Genomic DNA, 25,521 nt, shown 5'->3' with positions numbered 1-25,521 from the left:
GTACGCATAAACGAGGGTTCGTCCTACGAATCCTGCCGCCCGATGGTGCTATTCGCAGTGGCACCATTCGAGGGTTTGGTGCTAATGTCGCTAGCACTATGTTGCTCACCTTGGATCTGAACGATCCCCGGCCGCTGCACGAGCAGGTCGCCGAGGCGATCAGACGTGCCGTCGCCGAGGGTTCGTACGCTCCGGGAGACCGGCTCCCGCCGGCTCGCGACCTGGCCGCCGCGCTGGGCATCAACGCCAACACGGTGTTGCGCGCCCTGCGGGACCTGCGCGACGAGGGGGTGCTGGAGTTCCGCCGGGGCCGTGGCGTGAGCGTGCTCAGCCGCCCGAACCCGCGCAGCGTCATCGAGGAGAAGCTGCGCTCCCTGCTCGACGAGGCGGTCCAGTACGGCTACCGCCACGACGACGTCATCGAGCTCATCAGGGAACTGTCGTGACCGGGCCGGGAGCCCGGTCCTTGGAAGGGTGACCGACGTGGGTTTGCGAGCCCGATTCCTGTCCATCGCCGCCGGCTGGGTCGCACTGGTGACCGCCGCACTGATCGCCGCGCCGCTGGCGCTGCGGGACCGGCTGCCCGATCCGATCGCCACGCACTGGGGGCCGTCCGGCGCCCCCGACGGTTCGATGCCGTTCACCGCCTCGCTGCTGTTCCAGGCGGGCCTGTGGGCGCTGCTCGCGGGCGGGGCCCTGGGGTTCGCGCTCGTCAACACCGCGATGTTCAGGCGCAGGGCGAGCCGCATGGCGATCGGCGCCCTGCTGGGCGGTGCCGGCCTGTTCTTCCCGGGGTTGCAGGCGGTCACGCTGGTGGCCAACCTCGACGCGCCCGACTGGGAGCGGGCCGCCGATCTGGGGTGGGGGGCGCTGCTCGCGGTCGCGGGATTGGTGCTGGGCGGCTGGCTCGGCGCCCTCGCCGCCCGCCCGGGGCCCGACGACCGTCCCGAGCCGACCGCCGTCCCCACGCGGCGGCTCCCGCTCCGCCAGGGCCAGCGCGCGGTGTGGGTCTCCTCGGTGGGCAGCGGCCCGCTCTCCGCGTTCGGCGGCTCCGTCCTGGCCGCGGGCCTCGGGCTCGCCGTGCTCGCCCTGGCCGGCGGCGACGGCGCGCCGTGGATCCCCGCGACGATCATGTTCCTGGCGGGCCTGCTGGCGCTGACCTTCAGCTCGGTGCGGGTGCAGATCACCGAGGAGGGCGTCGTGCTCTTCTACGGGCCGTTCCGCCTGCCCCGCAAGCACATCCCGATCGAGCGGGTGGAGCGGGCCTGGTCGGAGGAGCGGTTCCCGTCCAACGTCGGAGGCTGGGGGATCAGGGGCCTGCCCGGGGCCGTGACGGTCATGATCCGCGGCGGGGAGTGCCTCGTGGTGGACTACGTCTCCGGTGGCCGCTTCGCCGTCTCGATCGACGACGCCGAGAGCGGGGCCGCCCTGCTGAACACCTTCGTGGACCGGGTGTCCACCGGGCCGGCCGCCCGCTGACCTCCCGTGGCCGTCTCCGCTGCTTTCCGCTCCTCCCGTTCTCCCGCGCCCAAGCCCCCGAAGGCGGTGTCATGTTTCGCCGATCCCCTGACCTGTGGCTGTTCCTGCTCGTCGCGTTCGGCCTGTCCTGGTTGTTCGCCCTCCCCATCTGGCTGACGGACGCGTCGAGCAGCACGCCCGTGTTCCTGGCGATGGGGGTGGCGATAATGTTCACCCCGACGCTCGGGGTCCTCGCCGTCCGGCTGCGCGGCAGGCGGTTCGGGGATCCCGCCACCGGGCGCGAGTGGGCCGTGCGGACGGGCCTGTCGGCGGGCGGGAGCAGGGGCCGTACGCTCGCGCTGGTCGCGCTGGCCTGGTTCGGCATCCCCGCGCTGGTCGTCGTCGCGATCGCGCTGAGTGCCGCCCTCGGCCTGCTCTCCGTCGACCTGCGAGAGTTCAGCCTGTTCCGCGAGAGCCTGGCGGCCACGCCGGGCGGGCCGCCCCCGGTGGAGGCCGGAGTCCTGGTGGCCGTGCAGGCCTCGTCGATGGTTCTGATCGTCCCGGTGGTCAACTCGGTCGCGGCCTTCGGCGAGGAGTGGGGGTGGCGAGGCTGGCTGCTGCCGCGCCTGACGCCGCTCGGCACCTGGCGGGCGCTCCTGGTGTCCGGGGTGATCTGGGGGCTCTGGCACTTCCCGCTCACCCTGCGCGGATACAACTACCCCGAGCTCGAGGCGTGGGCCGCGCCGATGTTCATCGTCTTCTGCGTGACCTTCGGAGCCCTGCTCGGCTGGCTCCGCCTCTATTCGGGAAGCGTCTGGCCCGCGGTCGTCGGGCACGGATCGCTGAACGCCTCCGCGGGCCTGATGCTGCTCGTCGGTGACGCGGCCGAACCGCCGGTGTTCACCGTCGCGGGGATCACCGGCCTGGTCGGCTCGGCGCTGCTGGCCGTGGTCTCGGCACTGCTGTTCAAATACCGTCCGGTCGGGCGGCCGGTCCCGGTCGCCGCGTGAGATCCCGGGTGAGGGCCGCGTGAGGGCCGCGTGAGATCCCGGGCGGGGAAGGTTTCCCGGTCCCCGCCCCCCGGCCCTCGGGTCCCGGCCCTCGGGTCCCGGCCCGGGCCCGGGGAAAGTCAGTTCACGAGGATCGTGCAGGCCAGCAAGGTCGTCGCGGCGGTGATCTCGACGAGGGCGCCGAGTACGTCGCCGGTGACGCCGCCGAGCCGCCGCACGGCCCTGCGCCGTACGGCCCAGGCCGCCAGCAGCCCCACGAGCATGGCCAGGGGAAGACCCAAGGGGACGAGGAACGGCCCCAGGCCCGATATCAGACCCACACCGTGGGTGCCCGCCCCGAGGAAGTCGCGGTCTTCGGAATAGGTCATGTCCACATAGGCCACATAGCCCCATCCGCCGGAGGACTCGGACGGGGAGCCGGAAGACCACAGGTCGAGGGCACCGATGCCGTGGAGGTAGACCAGCGCCGTCGCTCCCGCGAGCACCAGCGCGGTCACGGCGACCGCGACGCTCCGCCGTACGGTGCCCGCGACCATCGCGCCGAGCCCGTCGGGGCGTGCCGGGGGAACGCCCGCGCGGCACGCCCAGGTGAGGGCGAGCCGTCCGGCCGCGCAGGCCGCGACCAGGGTGATCGCGCCCGCGCCCGCGCCGGCACGGGTGACGGCCTCCTGCAGGGCCGTCACCTGGACCAGCAGGACGAGGACCAGCGTCACCACGCCGAAGGGGCCGATGTCCGACCGCTTCATGATCTCCAGCGCCCGCTCGGCGGGTTTCCCGCTGCCCAACCCGTCGGCGAGGTCGGCCAGCCCGTCCAGATGCAGTCCCCGGGTGAGCAACGCCACGATCGCCACGGCCAGCACCGACGCCGGAAGCGGTGTCATCCCCAGCCACAGGGAGATCACCAGCACCAGCCCGCCGGCGGCCCCGATCGCCGCTCCCACCAGCGGCGCCAACGTCATCGCGATCCCCCCTGCCCGGCGGTCGACCGCTCCTGGACGGACCGGGAAGACGCTCAGCGTGCCGATCGCGAGGCGCACCCCGTCGGCGAACGTGGACGGGCCGTCCTTGGGAGGGGGCGAGGAGTCGGACATGACCGACGATCGTAGCCTTCGGCCTCTCCGGCGCCGTGCCCGTGTACGTCCATCGGGTCCGGCGGCGTGCCGTCTCGGGGACGGCCTCGGCCGGAGCCGTGCTGGAAGCCCGGTGAGGGCTGCCGGTCACAGTGTCAGGAAGGCCAGACAGGCAGGAAGGCCGGACAAACGGGGGTTGCCACGGGAGGGAGCGGGTGGGGGAGGTCAGAGGGGAAGGGGACCGCGGGACAGAGCGGAGGGGGAAGGCCAGGTGGGCGGGCATCAGACGGGGAGCGGGAGGAGACGGCCGGAGACCACGAGGGTGGCGTCCTCCGACTCCAGGGCGAGGCGCTGGTTCAGCCGGCCGAGGGCGTCCCGGAACATCCGGCCGGCGGCGGTGCCGGGCACCACGCCGAGCCCGACCTCGTCGGAGACCGCCACGACCCGGACCCGGGTCTGCCTCCAGGCCGCCACCAGGTCGTCGCACCGGGCCGCGACCGCCTTACCGCCGTTCCCGCCATCGCCGCCGTCCTCGCGGGTGGAGCCGTCGCCGCCCGGCCAGGCGTCGCACTCGTCGAAGACGGCGGCCACCCAGGTACCGAGCCCGTCGATCAGCAGCGGGACGTCGGCGGACCGCAGCAGCCCGGCCAGGTCGGTGGTCTCGACGGTCCTCCAGTGTGCGGGCCTGCGGTCGCGGTGCGCCCGGACCCGGCGCAGCCACTCGGGGTCGCCGGCGCCGGACGGGCCTGTCGCGACGTAGAGCACCTCGGGCTCCGCCGCCAGTCGCAGTTCGGCCTCCGCCGACTTGCCCGACCGGCTCCCCCCGAGCAGCAGGGTCCTCTTGGGCGGGGGAACCCGAGCGGGCGGAGGCTCGCCGGTGTCGACGATCGTGCCGTCCGGTACGACGCGCACGCCCCACAGCGCGGCCCGCCGGATCAGTTCCGCCTCCGTGGGGACCCGGTGGTCGACGCCGACGGCCACCACGTGTGTCCGCTCACCGACCAGGCCCCGCCGGCGCAGGTCCCCAAGCCGTTCCGGCCGGTCCAGCACGTCCAGCAACACCAGATCCAACGCCCCTCCCGCGCCCCCGGCGTCCCCCTCCCGGACGCCCCGCTCGCCGCGCGGAGGCTCGCCGTACGCGGGAGAGCCGGGCGAGGAGGAAGCGGCGTGGAGGACGCGCCGGCCGCCGGGGGTGGTGACGGCGAGGCCGTCCGGGCCGGTCGAGGTGTGGTAGCCGGGCGGAAGCGGGCCGGCCGGCGGCAGCCGCGCGAGACCGCCGGGTGCCGTAGAGCCGCCGGGTGTTCCCGAACCACCGGGCGTCACCGAACCGTCGAGGGGTACCGAGCCGCCGGGGCCGACGAGCGGCATCGGATCGCCGGGCATCAGGGCGCCGCCGGGTACCACCGGGACGTCGAGTATCACGGAGACGGGGCGGCGGCCCGGCGTGACACGGGCGCAGGAGGCGCACCCGCAGTCCGGCGCCGGCCATCCGCCCGCGCTCGCCGTGCCGGAGATCAAGATCTTCACGCCCGCTCTCCTGTCGGGTCGAGGAGCCGGTCGAGAGGTCGCGCGCCTGCGTATCCGGGCGGACGCCGACGACTCCCGCGGCGTGCCGGGGGCGCCGGGAACGTCCCGGCGGCGGAGCACGAGGTCATGATCTCGCCTTCATGCCCGGGAGTGCCCGGGAGAGGTAGTGTTCGCTGAGCCGCCGAGGGGCACCGGCAGGACCCGCGAGAAGGAGCTATGGCATGACGTGGCGCTGGCGTTACGAAAACGCGAATGGTGGCGAGGTGGTCGAGGGTGTTTCGCCGTCCGACACGTTCCCGAGCCAGGCGGATGCCGAGTCGTGGCTCGGTGAAAGCTGGCGTGAGCTGCTTGAGTCCGGAGTCGAGAAGGTCACCCTGCTCGAAGGCGAGCGCGTCGAGTACGAGGGAATGTCACTGCGCCCGGAGTGAACCCGGATGAACGGAGAACCCCTCGGACCCTCGGTGAAGATGAGGAACCGAGGGGTTCTTTCCCGTTCCACGCCCGCGCACGAACGCGACAGGCCCGATCAACGCCTCCGGCGTTCGCCCGAGGTCACCGCGCTACGGACGCCGCTCGGGGCTCACGGTCTTGGCGGGGTCGCGCTCGACGATCGGGCCGAGGATGTCGTCGATCTTCTTCAGCACCTCGGACTCCAGCTTCACCCCGGAGGCCTTGACGTTGTCGCGCACCTGCTCGGGCCTGCTGGCCCCCACGATGGCGGAGGACACGTTGGGGTTCTGCAGCACCCAGGCCACCGCGAGCTGGGCCATGGTCAGGCCGAGGTCGGCGGCGACCGGCTCCAGCTGCTGAACGCGGGTGAGCACGTCGTCGTTGAGCATCCGGGCGATGAAGTTCTTCCCTCCGGATTCGTCGGTGGCCCGGGAACCGGCGGGAGGCGGCTGCCCCGGCCGGTACTTACCGGTGAGCACGCCCTGGGCGATGGGGGAGAAGACGACCTGGCCGAGGCCCTCCTTCTCGCTCAGCGGCACGACCTCGGCCTCGATGACCCGCCACAGCATGGAGTACTGGGGCTGGTTGGAGACCAGGCGGTCGAAGCCCATCTCGTCGGCGATCTTCAGTGCCCGGCCGATCTGGTCGGCGGTCCACTCGCTGACACCGATGTAGAGGACCTTGCCCTGGCGTACGAGATCGTCGAAGGTCTTGAGGGTCTCCTCGAGCGGCGTCTCGTTGTCGAAGCGGTGTGCCTGGTACAGGTCGACGTAGTCGGTCTGCAGGCGGCGCAGCGAGCCGTGCAGTGACTCGGTGATGTGCTTGCGCGACAGCCCCCGGTCGTTGGGGCCGGGTCCGGTCGGCCAGTAGACCTTGGTGAAGATCTCCAGGGACTCGCGGCGAACCCCCGCGAGAGCGCGGCCGAGAACCTCCTCCGCCTTGGTGCCCGCGTACACGTCGGCGGTGTCGAAGGTGGTGATCCCCTCGTCGAGTGCCGCTCGCACGCATTGCTTGGCGGCGTCCTCCTCTACCTGGGAACCGTGTGTGATCCAATTGCCGTAGCTGATCTCACTGATCATGAGACCGCTGCGGCCAAGGTGACGGAATTCCATGGTCCGACATTAGTAGGCACCGTATTTCGGAATGATTCGGGATACCCTGCCGGGCGTGTTGCGGTTGATCACTTCTCGGAGGGTACGGTTCGCGCTCGCCGCGGCGGCGCTGGCGGCCGTCGTCGTGGCGGTCGCCCGCCTGTGGCGCCGGGCGGAGGACCGCCGGGCCGCCTCCCCGGTCGAGAGATCCGGGATCGCCTCCCCGGCCGGGGGATCGGGCTCCGGAGCCGGGCGCGCGCCGCGATGGCCCCCCGCGCCCATCCTCGGCACCCCCACGGACGAGGACCTCAGGCGGTACGCCGGGCCCCCCTCCGCCGTCCGGACCGCCGTCGAGCGGATGTTCGAGCGGGGGCCGCGGACGCCGGGAGAGCCGCTGGACGAGGCGGCCCGCAGCCGCCTGGTCCGCTGGGGCGCCGTGGGGATCGGGCTGTGCCTGCTCGCCTTCGGCACGCAGGTCCTGGAGAGCGCGGTCTTCTCGAACGGGGTGGAGACCGTCGAGGCGACCGGTTTCCGGAGCGCGGACGAGCAGTGCGAGCCGGAGCCGGACACCCCGCTGGAGCCGGGGTTGCGCTACCCGGCCGACGCGGAAGGGGCGGTCCGGTACGCCCGGTGTGTGGACGCGGAGGAGTTCCACCACATCGAGGAGCCGTATCCCGGCACGGAGTGGTACCCCCAACCGGCCGACCCCGTCCGGCCGGAGGAGACCCCGGTCCCGGAGGTGACCGCCGAGACCTCCGTGACCGTTCCCGACGCCGACTGCCACCCGCGGGCGCGGGCCGCGCGGGTGCGGGCGGTCGACCCGAGGGTGACCCGGGCGGTGAACCGCCAGTGGCGCCGCATCGAGAGGTGGCTGGAGGCCAACGCCCCCGCGAGCCTTCGCACGCTGGGCAAGCCCGCCAGAGCCCGTACGATCGCCGTCGCCGAGGCGCAGATGGGCCTGCGCTTCCCCGATGATCTACGTGCCTCCCTGCTGCGCCACGACGGGGCCTCCGCCGTGGCCGACACCTGGCCGTTCGGGTTCCTCGGCAACTGGAACCAGGGGGTCCGCGAGATCCGTGACACCTGGCGGCGGCTGTGCGAGATAGAGGGAGAGGTCAGGGGCGACGCCGACGCGCGGACGGAGTGGTGGGACGGGCGGATGATCCCGTTCGGCGCCGACGGGAGTGGCAACCACCTGGTGATCGACTCCGTGATACGTGACGTCGGCGACACCGATCACGAGGGCATGATGAGTTTCGCGCCCGGCGGCACTTGGATCGCTTCGTACTACGTCCTGCTGCGGGCGACGGCGAACGCCCTGGAGACCGGCGGGTCCATCGGGTTCTGGAAACCGGTGGTCACCGGCGGCGAGCTGGACTGGACCGTCGTGGAGGAGTGACCGTCGTCCAGGATGACGCTCGTCCGGTTCGCGAGCGGGGTGCGCCGGCGGGGACGCGAAGAACCCCGCCCCCTCGTGGAGGGGACGGGGTCCGGGAACGCGCTCGGCCGCGGTGCCTGCCGGGCTCCGCTGTCTCCGTGGCCGGCTTCGCCGTCAGTTCTTCGGCGGGACTGGCCTGCCGCCGGGCAGCACGGCGGGCGGCGGGAAGCGCAGCTTGCGGATCTGCAGCGCCCGCATGGCGGCGTAGAAGCCGACACCCTTGAGGTTCTCGTTGGGGAACTTCTCGGCGGTCAGCTTCTTCACCTTCCAGGACACCCAGATCGAGGTGAGGAGCACGCCGACCATCATGAGCGGCCAGCCGACCGTGATCACCGCGACGTAGACGTACCCGCGGATGTCAGCGGGGAAGGGGATCCAGGTGAGCAGCAGGATGAGGAGGGAGAACGGCAGGAAGTACTGGCTGGCGAGACGACGGGAGTCGACCCAGTCACGCGCGAACTTCCTGGCGGGCCCCTTGTCCCGGGCGGGGAAGTAACGCTCGTCGCCACGCAGCATGCCCTCGCGCGCCTTGACGCGTTCGCTGGCCTGGCGTTCGCGGAGGTTCTTGTAGGCCTCTTTGCGGTTCTGGGGGGCGTTCACCGGCTGCCGGCGACGGCCTTCGGCGTCCCGTCGCTTGGGTGTGGGACGCCCCTTGCCCGCAGGCTTAGGATCGTTGGCGGAGGCGGGGGAGTCGTCCGCGGTGGTCTGGGTACGTCGGAACACAACGTCAGCCTACCGGGAGTGCAACTTAGTGACGCCCCCGCGCGTTATGCGTAGGGTGAACCCTATGGTGGCTCCGGTGCTTTTCGGGGGGCTGGACTCACTTGGGGTGACCCGAAGCGCACTTGAAGAAGGGGACGGCCGACGCGCATGAGCGTGATGAAGAGACTTTCGCTGATCTTCAGGTCCAAGGCGAACAACGCGTTGGACAAGATGGAAGATCCTCGCGAGACCCTGGACTACTCATATCAGCGCCAGCTGGAGTTGCTGCAGAAGGTGCGCCGTGGTGTGGCGGACGTCGCCACCTCGCGCAAGCGCGTGGAGCTTCAGATCAACCAGATCGAGGCGCAGTCGCGCAAGCTTGAGGAGCAGGGCCGCAAGGCGCTCGGAGTCGGCCGCGAGGACCTGGCCCGTGAGGCGCTGACCCGCCGTGGCAGCCTGCAGACCCAGATCGCCGACCTCCGCGTGCAGCACGACAACCTGCAGGCCGAGGAGGAGAAGCTCACCACGGCCTCCCACCGGCTGCAGGCCAAGGTCGACTCCTTCCGTACGAGGAAGGAGACGATCAAGGCGACCTACACCGCCGCCGAGGCGCAGACGCGGATCAACGAGGCCTTCTCCGGCATCTCCGAGGAGATGGGCGACGTCGGCCTGGCGATCCAGCGCGCCGAGGACAAGACCGCCTCCATGCAGGCCCGCGCGGGCGCCATCGACGAGCTGCTGGCCAGCGGCGCGCTCGACGACTTCAGCGGGCAGCGCGGCGACGACATCCAGGCCGAGCTCGACCGCATGGGCGGCGGGCACGACGTGGAGCTGGAGATCGCGCGGATGAAGGCCGAGCTCGGCCAGGGCCCCGCGCCGCAGGGCGCGATCACGCCCGGCCCGGCCCAGCCCCACCAGCAGCCCCAGCCCCAGCAGCCGCCTCAGCAGCAGTCGCAGTCCAACCAGACGCAGCAGCTGCGCCAGCCGGGGGAGGGCCTGTGATCGTCCGCATCATGGGGGAGGGGCAGATCGACATCGCCCCCGCAGACCTCGACGTGCTGAACGCGCTGGACGCCGAGCTGGAGGCCGCCATCGAGGCCGGCGAGGAGGAGGCCTTCCGGGTGCGGCTGCACGCCCTGCTCGACAAGGTCCGTCACGTCGGCAAGGCGCTGCCCGACGACAGCCTGGAGTCCTCGGAGCTGATTTTGCCTCCGGCCGACGCATCCATGGACGAAGTGCGGGAGATGCTCGGCAATGAAGGGCTGATTCCCGGCTAGCTTGGGCATATGGCACAAACCCGGTTCGCCCCGGACCGGGGCCTGACCAGGCGCATGGTGATCACCATGTTCCTGCTCGGACTGCTCTACGTGATCTTCGTGGCCGTGTTGATCGCGCTGGGCGTCCGGGCCGTCGTGGTGCTGCTGATCGCCGGCGGCATCCTGCTCGTGCAGTACTTCATGTCCGATCGCATCGCGCTGTTCGCGATGCACGGACGTGTCGTCTCCCCGCAGGAGGCTCCGGAGCTACACGGCATGGTCGACAGGTTGTGCGCGCTGGCCGACATGCCCAAACCGCGGGTGGCGATCGCCGACTCGGACGTCCCGAACGCGTTCGCCACCGGCCGTGACCAGAAGAACTCCGTGGTCTGCGTGACCACGGGGTTGCTGCGCCGCGTCGACGGCGGCGAGCTGGAGGGCGTGCTGGCCCACGAGATGTCCCACGTGGCCCACCGCGACGTCGCGGTCATGACGATCGCGTCCTTCCTCGGCATCGTCGCCGGGCTGATGACCAGGGTCGCGCTCTACAGCGGCCTGGGCGGGCGCGAGCGCGACGACAGGGGCGGCCTGCCGATCGGCGTGATCATCCTGCTCGTCTCGGTCCTGGTGTACGCGGTCAGCTTCCTGCTCACCCGTGCCCTGTCGCGCTACCGCGAGCTGGCCGCCGACCGCGCGGGAGCACTGCTCACCCAGCGTCCCTCCGCCCTGGCCAGCGCCCTCGTCAAGATCAGCGGTGAGATGGCCCGCATCCCGACGAGGGACCTGCGCGAGGCCGAGCCGTTCAACGCCTTCTTCTTCGCGCCGGCCCTGTCCGGCAGGGCCGGCCTGGCCGCGCTCTTCGCGACCCATCCGCCGCTGGAGCGGCGACTGGAGCAGCTCGGCAGGATCTCCGCCCAGCTCGGGCAGGGCGGATGACCGGACGCCCGGTCGCACGGGGGCGTGAGGGGGAGTGATCCGATGCGCTGGTGGGACGCGCTGATGGGGCGCAGCGAACCGGCCAGGGCCGACCTGGACGCGCTGTTCGCGCTGCCCTCGGCCGCGGTCACCCTGCAGGCCGCCACCGATCTGGCGCCGACGGGGGTGGGGGCGGTCTGCTTCCGCTCGGCCGAGGGCGGGGCGTTCGCCGAGCTGGAGCGCGACGTCACCCAGCTGCTGGACGCCGGAGGCGGCCCCCCGGTGGAGGTGTCGAAGGACTCCTTCGGCTACACGTGGCTGCTGGTGCGCCGGGCCCCCGAGATGCTCGGCGACCTGGTCACGGACCTGCACGCGGTCAACTCCTCCCTCGAGGCGGCGGGTTTCGGCCCCTCCCTGCTCTGCTCGCTGGTCTCCTTCGCCGCCCCCGACGGTCGCGGGCTCGCCCTGGTCTACCTCTACAAGCAGGGCACCTTCTACCCGTTCGCCCCGCTGCCCGCCGAGCGGGCGGGTGGGCGGGCGTCCGGGTACGGGGCAGGACAGGCACAGCGCAGGGACAACGCGCTGGAGTTGCAGGTACGCGGCGCGATCGGCGGCGAGCTGGAGATCGAGCCGGACCTCGGCCGCTGGTTCCCCCTCTGGGGTGCGCCCGGCCTCTGAGAGGTCCTCGCGAAGCCCTTCCCACCCGGCCTTTCCGCGCGGTTCGCGAGGCCGTCTGGAACGCGCCATCGTGGCTGTCCGGCTTGCGATTTGATGTACGTCCTGTGACCCTTTGCCCCCACAATGGGACCGGAAATCCATCGCGGGAGAAGGGTGTGACCATGGCGGACCTCGCGTCCTTGCGGCCCGGGGATCCCGAGCACGTGCGGGAGTACCGGCTCACCGCCAGGCTCGGCGAGGGCGGCCAGGGCACGGTCTACCTGGGCGTTTCCCCGACGGGGGCGCGCGTCGCGGTCAAGTTGCTCCGCGCGGATCTCACGCAGGACGAGGAGGCGATGGAACGCTTCGTCCGTGAGGTCAGCACGACCCAGCGTGTCGCGCCCTTCTGCACCGCCGCGGTGATCGACACCGGGGTCGACCGGCATCGCCCGTACATCGTCAGCGAGTACATCGACGGCCCGACGCTCGACGCGGTCGTGACCACCGAGGGCCCGCGCGAGGGCGCGGGCCTGCACCGCCTGGCGATCGGCACGGTCACCGCGCTCGTCGCCATCCACCAGGCGGGGATCGTGCACCGCGACTTCAAGCCGTCCAACGTGCTGCTGGCCCCCGACGGCCCCCGAGTGATCGACTTCGGCATCGCCAAGGCGCTCGACCGGACCTCCACGCTGACCGCGATGGCGATCGGAACCCCTTCCTACATGACCCCCGAGCAACTGGCCGGGGAGAACGCGGGGTCGCCCGCCGACATGTTCGCCTGGGGCTGCACGATGGTCTTCGCGGCCACCGGGCAGCCGCCGTTCGGTACGGACAGCCTTCCGGCGATCTTCAACCGGATCATGAACATGGAGCCGGACCTGGGGGCGATCACCGACCCGGCGCTGCGCGACCTGGTCGGGCAGTGCCTGTCCAAGGACGCCGCCCAGCGGCCAGCGGCGGGTGAGGCGCTGCTGCGGCTGCTCGGCCACGCGGGCGGCCCGGGTGGCGTGGGCGGCGCGGGAGGCACAGGCGGCGTGACCGGTGCAGCGCCGCCCACCGCGCCGCGCGGCATCCTGGCCGAGGGCTCGGCCGCCGCGGCTCAGCGGACCGGTCCCGGTCCTGAAGGGAACGACCCCGGGCACACCGTGTACGGGCAGCGGAGCCAGGGCGGCGACGACCATGTCCAGTGGGCCCACCGGCAGCACTCCGGGCCGCAGCCGTTCGCCCGGCCGAGCGGGCCCGGCGGGGGATACCCGGCGCAGGGCCCGCAGGGCGGTCCCACCGGTCACGCCCAGCAGTCGGACCCGCGTGGTCACGTCCCGTACCCCCAGCACTCGGACCCGCGTGGTCACGTCCCGTACCCCCAGCACTCGGACCCCCGCGGTCATGCCCAGAGTCCCGGGCACGTTCGGCAGCCGGACCCCAGTGGCCACGTTCGGCAGTCCGGGCCCCACGGTTTCCCGCAGCAGGGGCCGCCCCACACGCGGTCCTCTCCCGGCGGGTATCCCGGCCCCGACGGCCACGCGGGCGGCTACCCCCCGCAGGGCTCCGGGCACCCGCCGCCGGGATATCCGGGACAGCCCGGACACCAGTCCTACGGCGGTCCCGCGACCTACCCCTCCTCGGAGGGGACGCCGTACCGGAACCCCGCGGCACCGGCGTACCCGGGACAGGCGGCCCCCGCCCGGCGCGGGGCGTGGCCGGCGATCGTGGGAGGCGTGCTGGTCACCGCCCTCGTGGCCGGGGGTGTCGTGCTGGCGCTGCGCGGCACCACCGAGACGCCGGGGACCACCCGGGCGGGCAGTACGAAGGCCACGAACACCCCCACTCCCACCGCTCCGACGGTGCCGGAGGCCGACAGCACGATCAAGCTGCCCGGCAGCTCGCTCACGCTCCACGAGAGCGACCAGGACCCGATCAAGCTGAGCTCCTACAGCCTCGACTGGGACAAGACCCTCTACGTCCGCGAGCGGGACACCGGGCGGTTCGTCAAGAACGGCAAGTACTTCCAGTACACGGTCAACGCCGAGGGCACCCAGGCGCTGGGCACCGACCGGATGTACGACGCGCAGAGCTACGCGATCGTGTCGATCGTCGATCATCGATCCGGTGCGGCGAGTAGGATCAGGATCACCAAGGCGCCGGTCTACCCGACGCTGCCGCAGTGGTCGCCGGACGGCAGACGCGGCCTGGTGACCCTCTACGAGGCGGTCGGCGACATCAGCAAGGAGTACGGCTTCGCGATCATCGACGTCGCCACGAAGAAGGCGAAGGTCGTCCGCGTGAAGGAGAAGGACGCGGGCAAGTGGAGCTATTTCTGGCGGGGCGACGGCCGGGCCGTCGGCACCTGGGCGCTCACCGGCAAGACCCAGCGCATCCGCTTCTACGACACGCAGGGCACCGTCCTGCAGACCCTGCTGGACGTGGGCACGCCGATCACGGTCGAGGGCGACGACATCTCCCCGTCCGGCTCGTCCCTGCTGACGTACTGCAAGGAGAGCAAGAAGGAGATCTGCGTCTGGTCCACCGGCTCCGACGCTCCGGCGAAGGTCCGGATCCCGTTCGAGACGGAGCGGCTCATCGGCTGGTACGACGACGAGCACATCGCGGGCTGGCGGCGCAAGGGCTCCGGCTACGAGGCGGTGGTGTTCGACTTCACCGGGAAGGTGCAGCGGTTGCTGGTCACCAGCACCGACGCCAGGGAGTACGAGAAGCAGTTCATGCGCTTCACGCGAGAGGGTTGACATGAGGGAGTGGACCCACGCCGAGCACACCGCGGCCGCCGCCACGGAGATCGCCCGGATGGCCGACGTCCTGCGGGGGCGTGACATGTCCGTCTCCGTGCTGACCTGTCCCGGCTGGGATCTGGCGAAACTCGCCGTCCACCTCGGAGGCGTGCACCGGTGGGTGGCCGCCATGGTGCGCGACCTGGCCGAGCGGCGCCACGACCGCGACGGCATGGACATGGGCCTGCCCGCCGACCCGGCCGGCTACCCCGCCTGGCTCGGTGAGGGCGCCACCTTCCTGCCCGAGGCGCTGCTGTCGCAGGACCCGCAGGCGCCGATGTGGGCCTGGGGCGGGGAGAAGCGGGTGTGGTTCTGGTCGAGGCGGATGCTCCACGAGACCCTCGTGCACCGGGTGGACGCCGAACTCGCGCTGGGTGTCCCGGTCATGATCCCCGAGCACGTGGCGGCCGACGGGGTCGAGGAGTTCCTCGACGTCCTGCCGTACGTGAAGTGGAACCCGAACGTGGCCGACCTCAGGGGCGGAGGCGAGACGATCTCCCTGCAGGCCGACACCGGAGCCGGGTGGGTGATCACCCTCGATCCCGACCGCTTCCACCACCGGCGGTCCCTGCAACCGGGCACCGTGACCGTGCGCGCCGCCACGTCGGCCGACCTGCTCCAGGTCGTCTGGGGGCGGCGCAGCCCCGACGACTACGCCATCGAGGGCGACGGCGGGCTGCTGGGCTGGTGGCGGGAACTCACCCGGATCTAGACCGCGTCCGCCCGCCCGGGCCTGGGCCGCGTTCACCCGCCCAGGGCCGGCTCGTGCCCGCTCGCCGTGATCCGGCCGGAATCCAACCCGGTCGGCGGCAAAACACCCGTCCGGGATTCGGCCAAGACACGACAGGGCCCACGCAGCGCTCGCCGCCGCGACCGCGGTCCCGTGGTGCCATGACTTTATGATCAAGACGTCTCAGGCGGTCGCCTCGGCCGTGCTCGTCTCCACGGGACTGTTCCTCGCCGGTCTGTCCGGCGGCGTCGCGCTCGCGGACTCCGAGCCCTCCGCGACCACCGCGGAGGGGAGCCGCCCCCAGATCACGATCGTGGGCGAGGGCACCGTTTCCACCACCCCCGACATCATGCGTCTGGACACCGGCGTCGAGGTGCGCCGCCCCACCGCCGGGGCGGCGTTCACCGCCGCCCGCACCGCCGCCGCCGGCCTGACGCGGGCGCTGCTCGCGGCCGGGGTCGCGGCGAGGGACCTGCGGACCGACGAGTTGACCCTCGGCCCCGAGTACAAGGAGTACCCCACGATCTCCGGCTACCGGGCCACACAGGGCGTCGAGGCCATAGTGCGCGACATCGACGACGCGGACGACGTGGTGGAGGCGGCGGCCGCCGTCGGCGAGGCGGTCCGGCTGAACGGCATCTCCTTCGAGGTGTCCGACAACCGCGCGCCGCTCAGGCTGGCGCGCGAGGCCGCCTTCAAGGACGCCCAGAACCGCGCCACGCAGTACGCCAGGCTCGCGGGCCGCGGGCTCGGCCGTGTCATGGAGGTAAGCGAGCAGAACGTCACCCCGCCGACGCCGATCCTCGGCTTCGCCGCGGCCGTCGACAGGGCGTCGATCAGCCCCGGCCGCCGGAACGTCTCCGTCAGCGTCAAGGTGGTCCACGAGCTCGAATAGGCCCCGCTCAAGCGGTGCTCCCCCGACCCCGGGTACGCGACAGGTCCCCGGCACGCGATGGGCCCCGGCGGGTCACCACCCGCCGGGGCCCGTCCACGCCGGGGTCCGCCGGAGTCCGCCGGGGTCCGCCGAGGTCAGGGCAGGGCCAGCATCCGGTCCAGGGCGACCCCGGCCCAGTGGGCGGTGTCGTCGTCCACGGTGATCTGGTTGACGACCTGGCCGGCGGCGAGCGACTCCAGCGCCCACACCAGGTGCGGCAGGTCGATCCGGTTCATCGTCGAGCAGTAGCAGACCGTCCGGTCCAGGAACGTCACGTTCTTGTCGGGGAACATGGCGCCGAGCCGCTTGACCAGGTTCAGTTCGGTGCCCACCGCCCAGGAGGACCCGGCCGGAGCCTCCTCGATCTTCTTGATGATGTACTCGGTCGAACCGACGTGGTCGGCCTTGGTGACGACCTCGTGCCTGCACTCGGGGTGCACCAGCACGTTGACGCCGGGGATGCGGGCGCGGACGTCGTCCACGCACTCGGCGCTGAAGCGGCCGTGTACCGAGCAGTGCCCCTTCCAGAGGATCACCTTGGCGTTCTCGAGCTGCTCGGCGGTCAGGCCGCCGTTCGGCCGGTGCGGGTTGTAGACGACGCAGTCGTCCAGCGACAGGCCCATCTCCAGCACCGCGGTGTTGCGGCCCAGGTGCTGGTCGGGGAGGAAGAGCACCTTCTCGCCGCGTGAGAAGGCCCACTCCAGGGCGCGCCTGGCGTTGGAGGAGGTGCACACGGCGCCGCCGTTGCGACCGCAGAACGCCTTGATGTCGGCGCTGGAGTTCATGTAGGTGACGGGGACGGTGACCCCGGCGATCCCCGCGTCCTCCAAAGCCTCCCAGCACTCCTCCACCTGGTCGAAGGTGGCCATGTCGGCCATCGAGCACCCGGCCGCGAGGTCGGGCAGCACGACCTTCTGGGAGCTCGACGTGAGGATGTCGGCGGATTCGGCCATGAAGTGCACGCCGCAGAAGACGATGTACTCGGCGTCGGGGCGGGCCGCGGCCTCCTTCGCGAGCTTGAACGAGTCGCCGGTCACGTCGGCGAACTGGATGACCTCGTCGCGCTGGTAGTGGTGGCCCAGTACGAAGACCCGGTCGCCGAGCGCCGCCTTGGCCCTCCTGGCGCGCTCCACGAGCGCCGGGTCGGAAGCCGACGGCAACTCGCCGGGACAGTCGACGCCGCGCTCGCTGTGCGGGTCGACACCTCTGCCGAGGACGAAGAGCGGAAGCCCGGTCTCGGTGGTCGTCATGGCCACACCCCCTTATCGTCGAAGTGACGACTAATGATGACACACAGGATTGGGGCTTTATTCCGGGGGAGGGGGTTTTGTCCAAGGGCGGATGTATCTGTCGTCTCAGGAATGTGTACAGGGAGACGGGTGTTGGTAGCGTCTGAGAAGGACGTCATAAACAGACAGCCGTTCCCGGGGAGCGGCTGACGCAGACGCGGGAGTCACCAACATGTCGGTTGAGAGCAGCGAGACCACGGCGCAGGGCCTGATCCTCAGTTCCGCGGCCGCGGCGAAGGTCAAGAGCCTGCTGGAGCAGCAGGGCGAGGAAGGTCTCCAGCTGCGCGTGGCCGTGCAGCCCGGCGGCTGTTCCGGTCTGCGCTACCAGCTCTTCTTCGACGACCGTTCGATGGACGGCGACGTCGTCTCCGACTTCGACGGCGTGAGCGTGGTCACCGACCGGATGAGCGCTCCCTACCTCGTGGGCGCCACCGTCGACTTCGTCGACACCATCGAGAAGCAGGGCTTCACGATCGACAACCCCAACGCCACCGGCTCGTGCGCCTGTGGAGACTCGTTCAACTAGGCGAGCTCGACAGGCGAGCCGGACCAGGCGAGCCGGACCAGCGAGAGCGCCCGGCCCCGCGGGGTGACATCGGTCACCCCGCGGGGCTTTGGCGTGCCCGATCGGGGTAGCCCTTGGGGTGAGAGCGGGACGCGGGAAAGGTCGCGTATTCTTGCGTGGCTCAACTTCCCGTGCGGCTCAATCGCCCACGTTCCGAAGATGCAGACAACGAGGAGAAGAACCCCGTGCGCATCGCCGTCACCGGCTCAATCGCGACCGATCAACTGATGACCTTCCCCGGCCGCTTCAGCGACCAGCTCATCGCCGGCCAGCTTGACCGGGTTTCCCTGTCGTTCCTCGTGGACGACCTGCAGGTCCGCCGCGGCGGCTGCGCGGCCAACATCGCGTTCGGAATGGGCTGCCTGGGGCTCAAGCCCCTTCTGGTCGGCGCGGTCGGCACCGACTTCGCCGACTACCGCTCCTGGCTGGAGCGCCACGGTGTGGACTGCGACTCCATCCACGTCTCCGAGACGCACCACACCGCCCGTTTCCTGTGCACGACCGACGACGACCACAACCAGATCGCGTCGTTCTACACCGGCGCGATGGCCGAGGCCCGCCTCATCGAGCTCGACCCGGTCGCCCGGCGGGTCGGCGGCCTCGACCTGGTGCTGATCAGCCCCAACGACCCCGAGGCGATGCTCAGGCACACCGCCGAGGCGCGCCAGCGCGGCATCCCGTTCGCGGCCGACCCCTCCCAGCAGCTCGCCCGCATGCCCGGGGAGCAGATCCGCGAGCTGGTCGACGGCGCCGCCTACCTGTTCGGCAACGACTACGAGAAGGGCATGATCGAGCAGAAGACCGGCTGGAGCGACGAGGAGATCCTCGATCGGGTCGGCGTCCGCGTCACCACGCTCGGTCCCAAGGGTGTCGTCATCGACCGCAAGGGCGAGCCGTCCCTGCACGTCCCCCCGGCGCCCGAGCTCGGCAAGGCCGATCCCACCGGCGTGGGCGACGCCTTCCGCTCCGGCTTCCTGTCCGCCCTGGCCTGGGGCCTGTCCCTGGAGCGCTGCGGCCAGGTCGGCAACCTCACCGCCACCCACGTCCTGGAGCAGGTCGGCGGTCAGGAGTACGAGCTCGGCCAGAAGGTCTTCCTGGAGCGCCTCGCCGACGCCTACGGCGCCGACGCCGCCGCGGAGGTGGCCCCCTTCGTGAAGTGCCACCACGCCTGAGCCGCCACGGCCGGACACCGGGCCGCCACCGGCCGCCACCGGCCGCCACCGATCCACCGCCGGGCCCCTCGCCCGGCGGTGGACGGCCGGTGCCGCCGGTACGGCGGCCGCCGTGTCAGGTGCTCGCGCGGGCCGGGCGTCAGCCGCCGCTCGCGTAGACGCGGTGCACAAACTCGGCCAGCTGGTCGTCGGACAGTTTCCTGGCCAGGTCGGCCTCGGTGATCATGCCGACGATGCGGCCTTCCTCGATCACCGGCAGCCGCCGGATCTGGTTCTCCTCCATCTTGGACAGCGCCTCCTCGACGCTCGCGTCCGAGGACACCCAGACCAGGCCGGTCGCGAGGTCTCCCGCGGTCATCTGGGAGGGGTCCAGGCCCTGTGCCACGCACTTGACCACGATGTCGCGGTCGGTGATGATCCCCTTCAGTCGGTCGTCGCTGCCGCAGATGGGCAGCGCGCCCACGTTCATGTCCCGCATCATCTGTGACGCCCTGTCGAGGGTCTCGTGTGCCTCGACGCACCGGACCCCGGCGTTCATCAGATCTCTGGCAGTCTCACCGCTCATGTCGTCCCCCCGAACCGTTTGGCGTGTTTTCGGGGGATGTCATACCCAATTTCAGGACATGTCAGTAGTTGCGGCGCACGTGAATGGCCCAGCCGCGCCCCGGGAGCTCGTAGCTGCCCACGTGGTGGTGTGACTTCAACCGGCACCAGGCGGGGATGTCGGTGAAGGCGGCCGGATCGTCGGCGAGGACCGCGACGATCCCGTTGCGCGGTACGTCGTTGATCTGCGCCGCCAGCATGATGATCGGAATCGGGCACTTCTTGCCCAGCGCGTCGATGGTCAGGGCGGGAGGCTGTGCCGATCCCGCCGGAGTGGTCTGGCCGGACGTCATCACGTCTTCACTCCCCGAATGTTGATCAAAGCTTGACACCGGCCTCCTCGCGTATCCTCCGCACCGCGTCCGGCAGGAAGGCGAGGAAACGGTCGACATCCGTCGCCGAGGTGCCCCGGGGCAGCGAAACGCGGACGTTCCCGTGCGTGAGCACTCCCATGGCCTCCAGAACATGCGACGGACGAAGCGTACTCGCCGTGCAGGAGCTGCCGGACGATACCGAGAACCCGGCCTTGTCGAGTTCCGTCAGCAACGCCTCACCTTCCACGTAAAGACACGAAAAGGTGACAATATGCGGCGCCCGTACGACCGGATCGCCGATGACCTCGACGTCCGGGACCAGCCGGGGCACCTCGGTCCTGACGCGGTCCACGAGCGCCGAGAGCCTGGCCGACTCCATGGCCGACTCGGCCACCGTGGCGCGCAGCGCGGCGGCCGCCGCGACGATCGCCGGCACGTTCTCGAACCCGGGGACCCTGCGGCGCTCGCGGTCGTCCTCGGGCAGCGGGGTGCGCCACCGGGTGCCCTTGCGGACCACCAGCACGCCGACCCCCGCGGGGCCGCCCCACTTGTGCGCGCTGGCGGCCAGCACCGACCAGCCGGGCGGCAGCGGCATCCTGCCCGCCGTCTGGGCCGCGTCCACCAGCAGCGGCACCCCCGCCTCGGCGCACGCCGCCGCCGCCTCGGCGACCGGCTGGAGCGTGCCGACCTCGTGGTTGGCGCTCTGCAGGCAGGCCAAGGCCGTGCCCTCGGCGCGGACCGCCTCGCCGAAGACCTCCGGGTCGACCGCGCCGGTGATCCCGACGCCGACCGTCTCGACCGAGCCGCCGTCGCGCTCGTGGACGCCCGCCGCGTGCAGCACGCAGGAGTGCTCCACGGCCGAGGTGACCAGGCGGCGCCCGGCCCGCCGGCGGCCGCGCAGGGTGCCGAGCACGCCCAGGTGCACCGCCTGGGTGCCGGAGGAGGTGAACGAGACCTCGTCGGCCCTGGCGCCCAGGGCCTCGGCCACCTCGGTCCTCGCCTGTTCCAGTAACATCCTTGCCCGGCGGGCGGAGCCGTACAGCCTCGCGGGGTCGGCCCAGCCGACATCGAGGGCCGCGATGAGAGCCTCGCGCGCCTGAGGGTGCAGCGGCTCCGTGGAGGCCGCGTCGAAGTACGCCACGTCCCAATCGTCGCACCACGCGCGGTGCGGGCGGGGGCTGCGGGGGAGGGCGAGGGGTGTCCGCGCTAATGTGTCCCCCAGTGTGAAGCTGTGAACTACGAAATCTTGAACGTGAACAAACGACCGCCCAGGAGCGACTCCTGGGCTTCATCTGTGGGGTAGGCGATCCGTGAGTCCGACCCGCCGTTCTGCACGGCGTTCGTTGGCCCGCCGCCGGGTGCCACGCGCTGCCGCTCTGGCGCTGCTGCTGGTTTCCCTGACGGCGTGCAGTGCCGAAGACTGGTCCCGAGCGGGCCTGCCCGAGGGCGTCACCAAGCAGTCCGAAGCCGTCCAGAGCCTGTGGAACGGCTCGTGGATCGCCGCTCTCGGCACCGGTGTGGTCGTGTGGGGCCTGATCCTCTGGTCCGTCGCCTTCCACCGAAAGAAGAAGAACTCCAAGGAGGAGCTGCCGCCTCAGGTGCGGTACAACCTCCCGATCGAGATCCTCTACACGGTGGTGCCGATCATCATGGTCGGCGTGTTCTTCTTCTTCACCGCGCGGGACCAGAACTACATCACCACCCTGTCCCCCAAGCCCGACGTGACGGTCAAGGTCGAGGGCTTCCAGTGGAGCTGGCGCTTCACCACGGAGTACAACGGCAAGACCGCCCAGGTCGTCGGCAAGCCCGCGGAGAACTACATGGCCGGGCCGCAGCTGGTGCTGCCGGCCGGTAAGAAGATCAAGTTCTTCCTCAACTCGCCGGACGTCATCCACTCCTTCTGGGTCCCGGCGTTCCACTTCAAGCTCGACGTGATCCCCGGCGTGAACAACAGGTTCGAGGTCGAGACCCTGAAGACGACCGGTACCTTCGCCGGCCGCTGTGCCGAGCTCTGCGGCGTCGACCACAGCCGGATGCTCTTCTCGGTGAAGCTCGTCACTCCGGACGAGTTCGACCAGTACATCGCTAGCCAGGCGGGTGCCCAGTGACCGCACTTAACGAACCCCTCGTCCTCTCCCCGGTGCCGACCCGCAAGGGCTCGATCATCACGAAGTGGGCGTCGTCCACCGATCACAAGATCATCGGACACCTCTACCTGATCACCTCGTTCGTCTTCTTCCTGATCGGCGGCGTCATGGCGCTGGTCATGAGGGCGGAGCTTGCGCAGCCGGGTCTCCAGTTCACCAGCAACGAGCAGTTCAACCAGCTGTTCACCATGCACGGCACCGTCATGCTGCTGATGTTCGCGACCCCGCTGTTCGCGGGCTTCGCCAACGAGCTCATGCCGCTGCAGATCGGCGCCCCCGACGTCGCCTTCCCGCGGCTGAACATGGTCAGCTACTGGCTCTTCACCTTCGGCAGCCTCATCGCCCTGTCGGGCTTCATCACCCCGGGCGGCGCGGCCAGCTTCGGCTGGTTCGCCTACGCCCCGCTGTCGGACGCCATCTACTCTCCCGGCGTCGGCGGCGACCTGTGGATCGTCGGCCTGACCATCAGCGGTCTGGGCACGATCCTCGGCTCGGTGAACTTCATCACCACGATCGTCTGCATGCGCGCGCCGGGCATGACCATGTTCCGCCTGCCGATGTTCACCTGGAACGTCCTGCTCACCTCGATCCTGGTGCTGATGGCCTTCCCGGTGCTCGCCGCCGCGCTGCTGGCGCTGGAGTCCGACCGCAAGCTCGGCACGCACATCTTCGACTCCCAGACCGGCGGCGCGCTGCTCTGGCAGCACCTGTTCTGGTTCTTCGGCCATCCGGAGGTCTACATCATCGCGCTGCCGTTCTTCGGCATCGTGACCGAGGTACTGCCGGTCTTCAGCCGCAAGCCGCTGTTCGGCTACATCGGCCTGGTCGGCGCGACGATCGCCATCGCGGGTCTGTCGATCACCGTGTGGGCGCACCACATGTTCCCCACGGGACAGGTGTTGCTACCGTTCTTCTCCTTCATGACGTTCCTCATCGCGGTGCCCACCGGGGTGAAGTTCTTCAACTGGATCGGCACCATGTGGCGCGGCCACCTGTCGTTCGAGTCGCCGATGCTGTTCTCGATCGGCTTCCTGGTGACGTTCCTGTTCGGCGGCCTGACCGGTGTCATCCTGGCCTCCCCGCCGCTGGACTTCCAGGTCTCCGACTCCTACTTCGTGGTCGCGCACTTCCACTACGTGGTCTTCGGCACCGTGGTGTTCGCGATGTTCGCGGGCTTCTACTTCTGGTGGCCCAAGTTCACCGGCAAGATGCTGAACGACACGATGGGCAAGATCCACTTCTGGACGCTGTTCATCGGTTTCCACACCACCTTCCTGGTCCAGCACTGGCTCGGCGCGCAGGGCTTCCCGCGCCGTTACGCCGACTACAGCCCGATCGACGGCTTCACCGACCTCAACATGGTCTCCTCGGTCGGCGCGTTCCTGCTGGGCGCCTCCACGCTGCCGTTCCTCTACAACGTGTGGAAGACCCACAAGACCGCGCCGCAGGTCACCGTGGACGACCCGTGGGGGTACGGCAACTCGCTCGAATGGGCGACGTCCTGCCCGCCGCCGAGGCACAACTTCACCTCGCTGCCCCGCATCCGGTCCGAGCGCCCGGCGTTCGACCTCAAGCACCCGCACATCCCGGCCCATGAGCTGGAGGAGAACCGATGAAGGTCCAGGGCTGGTTGTTCATCCTCTGCGGCGTCTTCTTCGCCGCCGTGGACGTCGTCTACTGGTACTGGTCCAAGGAGCCGGTCGGCACGACGGCGATGGCCATCTCGGTGGGCTTCGCGTTCATGATCGGTTACTACCTCATGTACACGGCCCGCCGGATCGGCGAGCAGCCGGAGGACGACAAGCTGGGCGAGATCAGCGAGGGTGCCGGCGAGCTCGGCTTCTTCAGCCCGCACAGCTGGTGGCCGCTCTTCGTCTGCCTGGCCGTCGCGCTCAGCGCGGTCGGCCTGGTCATCGGCTGGTGGCTCTTCCTGATCGGCGTGTTCGCGATCGTGATGAGCATGATCGGTTTCGTCTTCGAGTACTACCGGGGCAACTTCTCGCACTGACCTCGCGTTTCACCGCCGTCCGAGCGGGCCACGGAAAGCTTCCGTGGCCCGCTTTTTGGCGTTTATTTGGCGCCTAGGGTGGATGTCTTATGTGGTGAACCGCTTACTCCGGGTAATAACTGAATCAGTGGTTCAGTCCGGGACAGGGGAGTTCATGTGGGGCACGCGATCCGTGGTTCGAGCCAGGGAGCGGGACTGCTGACTCTCGCGCTGGTGGCGGCCTCCTGCTCGGGAAACACCGCCGTACAGGGCGGCCGGACGCCACAGGCGGCGCAGAACTCACCCGCCGCCGTCGCCGCGGCCGTCGTCACCGTGGCCCCTCTCGACAGGGCCAGGGGCGTTCCCACGGACACCCCCGTCCTGGTCGCGGCGCAGGGCGGCACCCTGCGACAGGTCGCCGTCAGGGCCGTGAAGGGCGCCAAAGGCTCCCTGCCGGGCGTTCTCAGCGCCGACGGTACCCAGTGGCGCAGCAGGGGTGTCGCGGCTCCAGGGGCCTCCTACGAGGTCTCCGTGACGGCCGTCAACCCGGCGGGCGCCGTCACCACCACGACCTCCTCCTTCTCCACGGTGAAGGGACGCGAGACCTTCGCGATCGAGAACTTCATGCCGGGCAGGGACACGACCGGCCTGACCGTCGGTGTCGGCATGCCGGTGATGATCACCTTCGATCGCGACGTCACCGACCGGGTCTCCATCGAGCGCAACCTGTTCGTCCGCACCTCCAGACCGGTCTTGGGGGCGTGGCACTGGTTCGACGCCCGGAACGTCCACTTCCGCCCGAAGAAATTCTGGCCCGCCGGTACGAGGGTCCGGGTCGAGGCCCGCCTGGCGGGGGTACGCGGCGGCAACGGCCTGTACGGAGCGGCGAACAAGACCGTCAACTTCAAGATCGGCCGCTCGCAGATCACCCGGGGCAGTGTCCAGACGCACCATCTCACCGTGAAGCGCAACGGCAAAGTCGTCCGCGAGATACCCATGAGCGCAGGGCAGGGCGGCAACTGGAAGTACCACACGACCAGCGGCGTGCACCTGGCCATGTCGCGGGAGGACGTCACCGTCATGACCTCCCCGGGCATCGGGCCCGGTTCCCCCGGCTACTACCAGCTGACCGTCTACGACACCGTCCGCATCTCCAACAGCGGTGAGTACATCCACAGCGCCCCGTGGTCGGTCGGCTCCCAGGGCAACTCCAACGTCAGCCACGGCTGCGTCAACGTCAGCCCGAGCAACGCCAAGTGGTTCCTCGACAACACCCTGATCGGGGACCCGATCATCATCACCGGCTCGCCCCGCGTCCTGGAGCCCATGAACGGGTGGGGGCACTGGCAGGAGAGCTGGAAGCAGTGGCTCAAGTGGAGCAGCCTCAAGCACTTCAACACCGACGACGTCTGACCGGCGG

At 70.5% G+C, this 25,521-nt stretch carries 26 protein-coding genes; 18 read left to right on the top strand and 8 right to left on the bottom strand.

What is annotated here, in order from left to right; all coding sequences use genetic code 11:
* Nucleotides 1-110: 110 nt before the first annotated feature.
* The 3 genes from ACVCAG_RS03140 (at nucleotide 111) to ACVCAG_RS03130 (ending at nucleotide 2,468) form a co-directional block, all read left to right on the top strand.
* Nucleotides 111-446 carry a GntR family transcriptional regulator gene (locus ACVCAG_RS03140; RefSeq protein WP_344916610.1) on the top strand — a complete coding sequence of 112 codons (336 nt, stop codon included), beginning with the start codon at nucleotides 111-113 and terminating at the stop codon, nucleotides 444-446.
* Between the two features lie 37 nt (nucleotides 447-483).
* Nucleotides 484-1,479 (top strand): DUF1648 domain-containing protein, encoded by a 996-nt coding sequence (locus ACVCAG_RS03135; protein ID WP_440081785.1) that lies wholly within the window; start codon nucleotides 484-486, stop codon nucleotides 1,477-1,479.
* Nucleotides 1,480-1,550: 71 nt separating this feature from the next.
* On the top strand, nucleotides 1,551-2,468 hold the full coding sequence (locus ACVCAG_RS03130) for a CPBP family glutamic-type intramembrane protease (protein ID WP_440081786.1): 918 nt from the start codon (nucleotides 1,551-1,553) through the stop codon (nucleotides 2,466-2,468).
* 119 nt (nucleotides 2,469-2,587) lie between these two features.
* Here the strand turns inward: ACVCAG_RS03130 and ACVCAG_RS03125 are convergent, their stop codons facing one another.
* Complete coding sequence (locus ACVCAG_RS03125; protein ID WP_440081787.1) at nucleotides 2,588-3,559, bottom strand: adenosylcobinamide-GDP ribazoletransferase; 972 nt, start codon at nucleotides 3,557-3,559, stop codon at nucleotides 2,588-2,590.
* A gap of 261 nt (nucleotides 3,560-3,820) precedes the next feature.
* Nucleotides 3,821-5,065 carry a bifunctional adenosylcobinamide kinase/adenosylcobinamide-phosphate guanylyltransferase gene (locus tag ACVCAG_RS03120; RefSeq protein WP_440081788.1) on the bottom strand — a complete coding sequence of 415 codons (1,245 nt, stop codon included), beginning with the start codon at nucleotides 5,063-5,065 and terminating at the stop codon, nucleotides 3,821-3,823.
* A 221-nt stretch (nucleotides 5,066-5,286) separates the two neighbouring features.
* Between ACVCAG_RS03120 and ACVCAG_RS03115 the strand changes: the two genes are divergently transcribed.
* Nucleotides 5,287-5,493: a hypothetical protein gene (locus ACVCAG_RS03115; protein ID WP_362836278.1), complete on the top strand. Its 207-nt coding sequence runs from the start codon at nucleotides 5,287-5,289 to the stop codon at nucleotides 5,491-5,493.
* Nucleotides 5,494-5,625: 132 nt separating this feature from the next.
* On the opposite strand, the gene ACVCAG_RS03110 is transcribed toward ACVCAG_RS03115, so the two are convergent.
* Nucleotides 5,626-6,627: an aldo/keto reductase family protein gene (locus ACVCAG_RS03110; RefSeq protein WP_440081789.1), complete on the bottom strand. Its 1,002-nt coding sequence runs from the start codon at nucleotides 6,625-6,627 to the stop codon at nucleotides 5,626-5,628.
* 55 nt (nucleotides 6,628-6,682) lie between these two features.
* On the opposite strand from ACVCAG_RS03110, the gene ACVCAG_RS03105 reads away from it, so the two are divergent.
* On the top strand, nucleotides 6,683-8,005 hold the full coding sequence (locus ACVCAG_RS03105) for an SMI1/KNR4 family protein (RefSeq protein WP_447189422.1): 1,323 nt from the start codon (nucleotides 6,683-6,685) through the stop codon (nucleotides 8,003-8,005).
* A gap of 153 nt (nucleotides 8,006-8,158) precedes the next feature.
* Here ACVCAG_RS03105 and ACVCAG_RS03100 read toward each other — a convergent pair whose 3' ends face one another.
* Nucleotides 8,159-8,767: a DUF3043 domain-containing protein gene (locus tag ACVCAG_RS03100; RefSeq protein ID WP_440081792.1), complete on the bottom strand. Its 609-nt coding sequence runs from the start codon at nucleotides 8,765-8,767 to the stop codon at nucleotides 8,159-8,161.
* A 147-nt stretch (nucleotides 8,768-8,914) separates the two neighbouring features.
* Between ACVCAG_RS03100 and ACVCAG_RS03095 the strand changes: the two genes are divergently transcribed.
* The 7 genes from ACVCAG_RS03095 (at nucleotide 8,915) to ACVCAG_RS03065 (ending at nucleotide 15,985) form a co-directional block, all read left to right on the top strand.
* Nucleotides 8,915-9,748 carry a PspA/IM30 family protein gene (locus ACVCAG_RS03095; protein ID WP_440081793.1) on the top strand — a complete coding sequence of 278 codons (834 nt, stop codon included), beginning with the start codon at nucleotides 8,915-8,917 and terminating at the stop codon, nucleotides 9,746-9,748.
* Nucleotides 9,745-10,023: a PspA-associated protein PspAA gene (gene pspAA / locus ACVCAG_RS03090; protein WP_350947458.1), complete on the top strand. Its 279-nt coding sequence runs from the start codon at nucleotides 9,745-9,747 to the stop codon at nucleotides 10,021-10,023. The genes ACVCAG_RS03095 and pspAA overlap by 4 nt, the downstream gene beginning before the upstream one ends.
* A gap of 9 nt (nucleotides 10,024-10,032) precedes the next feature.
* The gene (gene htpX / locus ACVCAG_RS03085) at nucleotides 10,033-10,938 is read left to right on the top strand and encodes a zinc metalloprotease HtpX (protein ID WP_447189421.1); all 906 of its coding nucleotides are present in this window, start codon (nucleotides 10,033-10,035) and stop codon (nucleotides 10,936-10,938) included.
* A gap of 42 nt (nucleotides 10,939-10,980) precedes the next feature.
* The gene (gene pspAB, locus ACVCAG_RS03080) at nucleotides 10,981-11,595 is read left to right on the top strand and encodes a PspA-associated protein PspAB (protein ID WP_440081796.1); all 615 of its coding nucleotides are present in this window, start codon (nucleotides 10,981-10,983) and stop codon (nucleotides 11,593-11,595) included.
* A gap of 161 nt (nucleotides 11,596-11,756) precedes the next feature.
* Nucleotides 11,757-14,318 carry a protein kinase domain-containing protein gene (locus ACVCAG_RS03075; protein WP_440081797.1) on the top strand — a complete coding sequence of 854 codons (2,562 nt, stop codon included), beginning with the start codon at nucleotides 11,757-11,759 and terminating at the stop codon, nucleotides 14,316-14,318.
* A gap of 1 nt (nucleotide 14,319) precedes the next feature.
* The gene (locus tag ACVCAG_RS03070) at nucleotides 14,320-15,072 is read left to right on the top strand and encodes a maleylpyruvate isomerase family mycothiol-dependent enzyme (protein ID WP_440081798.1); all 753 of its coding nucleotides are present in this window, start codon (nucleotides 14,320-14,322) and stop codon (nucleotides 15,070-15,072) included.
* Between the two features lie 187 nt (nucleotides 15,073-15,259).
* Entirely contained in the window at nucleotides 15,260-15,985 is a 726-nt protein-coding gene (locus ACVCAG_RS03065) for an SIMPL domain-containing protein (RefSeq protein ID WP_440081799.1), read from the top strand.
* Nucleotides 15,986-16,119: 134 nt separating this feature from the next.
* Here the strand turns inward: ACVCAG_RS03065 and nadA are convergent, their stop codons facing one another.
* Nucleotides 16,120-17,274, bottom strand: coding sequence for a quinolinate synthase NadA (nadA, locus tag ACVCAG_RS03060; protein WP_440081800.1), 1,155 nt, complete (start codon nucleotides 17,272-17,274; stop codon nucleotides 16,120-16,122).
* A gap of 211 nt (nucleotides 17,275-17,485) precedes the next feature.
* Here nadA and ACVCAG_RS03055 point away from each other — a divergent pair, with 211 nt between their 5' ends.
* Nucleotides 17,486-17,839, top strand: coding sequence for a HesB/IscA family protein (locus ACVCAG_RS03055; RefSeq protein WP_030910261.1), 354 nt, complete (start codon nucleotides 17,486-17,488; stop codon nucleotides 17,837-17,839).
* Between the two features lie 224 nt (nucleotides 17,840-18,063).
* Nucleotides 18,064-19,050 (top strand): PfkB family carbohydrate kinase, encoded by a 987-nt coding sequence (locus ACVCAG_RS03050; protein ID WP_440081801.1) that lies wholly within the window; start codon nucleotides 18,064-18,066, stop codon nucleotides 19,048-19,050.
* A 139-nt stretch (nucleotides 19,051-19,189) separates the two neighbouring features.
* Here the strand turns inward: ACVCAG_RS03050 and ACVCAG_RS03045 are convergent, their stop codons facing one another.
* The 3 genes from ACVCAG_RS03045 to ACVCAG_RS03035 form a co-directional block, all read right to left on the bottom strand.
* Nucleotides 19,190-19,615, bottom strand: a complete 426-nt coding sequence (locus tag ACVCAG_RS03045) for a CBS domain-containing protein (protein WP_440081802.1) — start codon at nucleotides 19,613-19,615, stop codon at nucleotides 19,190-19,192.
* 61 nt (nucleotides 19,616-19,676) lie between these two features.
* Complete coding sequence (locus tag ACVCAG_RS03040) at nucleotides 19,677-19,946, bottom strand: sulfurtransferase TusA family protein (protein ID WP_440082174.1); 270 nt, start codon at nucleotides 19,944-19,946, stop codon at nucleotides 19,677-19,679.
* Between the two features lie 25 nt (nucleotides 19,947-19,971).
* Nucleotides 19,972-21,108, bottom strand: a complete 1,137-nt coding sequence (locus ACVCAG_RS03035; protein ID WP_440081804.1) for an aminotransferase class V-fold PLP-dependent enzyme — start codon at nucleotides 21,106-21,108, stop codon at nucleotides 19,972-19,974.
* A 217-nt stretch (nucleotides 21,109-21,325) separates the two neighbouring features.
* Between ACVCAG_RS03035 and ctaC the strand changes: the two genes are divergently transcribed.
* The 4 genes from ctaC (at nucleotide 21,326) to ACVCAG_RS03015 (ending at nucleotide 25,514) form a co-directional block, all read left to right on the top strand.
* The gene (ctaC, locus tag ACVCAG_RS03030) at nucleotides 21,326-22,075 is read left to right on the top strand and encodes an aa3-type cytochrome oxidase subunit II (RefSeq protein WP_440081805.1); all 750 of its coding nucleotides are present in this window, start codon (nucleotides 21,326-21,328) and stop codon (nucleotides 22,073-22,075) included.
* The gene (gene ctaD / locus ACVCAG_RS03025; protein ID WP_440081806.1) at nucleotides 22,072-23,730 is read left to right on the top strand and encodes an aa3-type cytochrome oxidase subunit I; all 1,659 of its coding nucleotides are present in this window, start codon (nucleotides 22,072-22,074) and stop codon (nucleotides 23,728-23,730) included. The genes ctaC and ctaD overlap by 4 nt, the downstream gene beginning before the upstream one ends.
* Complete coding sequence (locus tag ACVCAG_RS03020) at nucleotides 23,727-24,122, top strand: cytochrome c oxidase subunit 4 (protein WP_440081807.1); 396 nt, start codon at nucleotides 23,727-23,729, stop codon at nucleotides 24,120-24,122. The genes ctaD and ACVCAG_RS03020 overlap by 4 nt, the downstream gene beginning before the upstream one ends.
* A gap of 156 nt (nucleotides 24,123-24,278) precedes the next feature.
* Nucleotides 24,279-25,514: an Ig-like domain-containing protein gene (locus ACVCAG_RS03015; protein WP_440081808.1), complete on the top strand. Its 1,236-nt coding sequence runs from the start codon at nucleotides 24,279-24,281 to the stop codon at nucleotides 25,512-25,514.
* The last annotated feature ends 7 nt before the right edge of the window (nucleotides 25,515-25,521 follow it).

Source organism: Streptosporangium sp. G12 (assembly GCF_052983175.1).
This window is presented reverse-complemented; position numbering and strand designations above follow the sequence as displayed.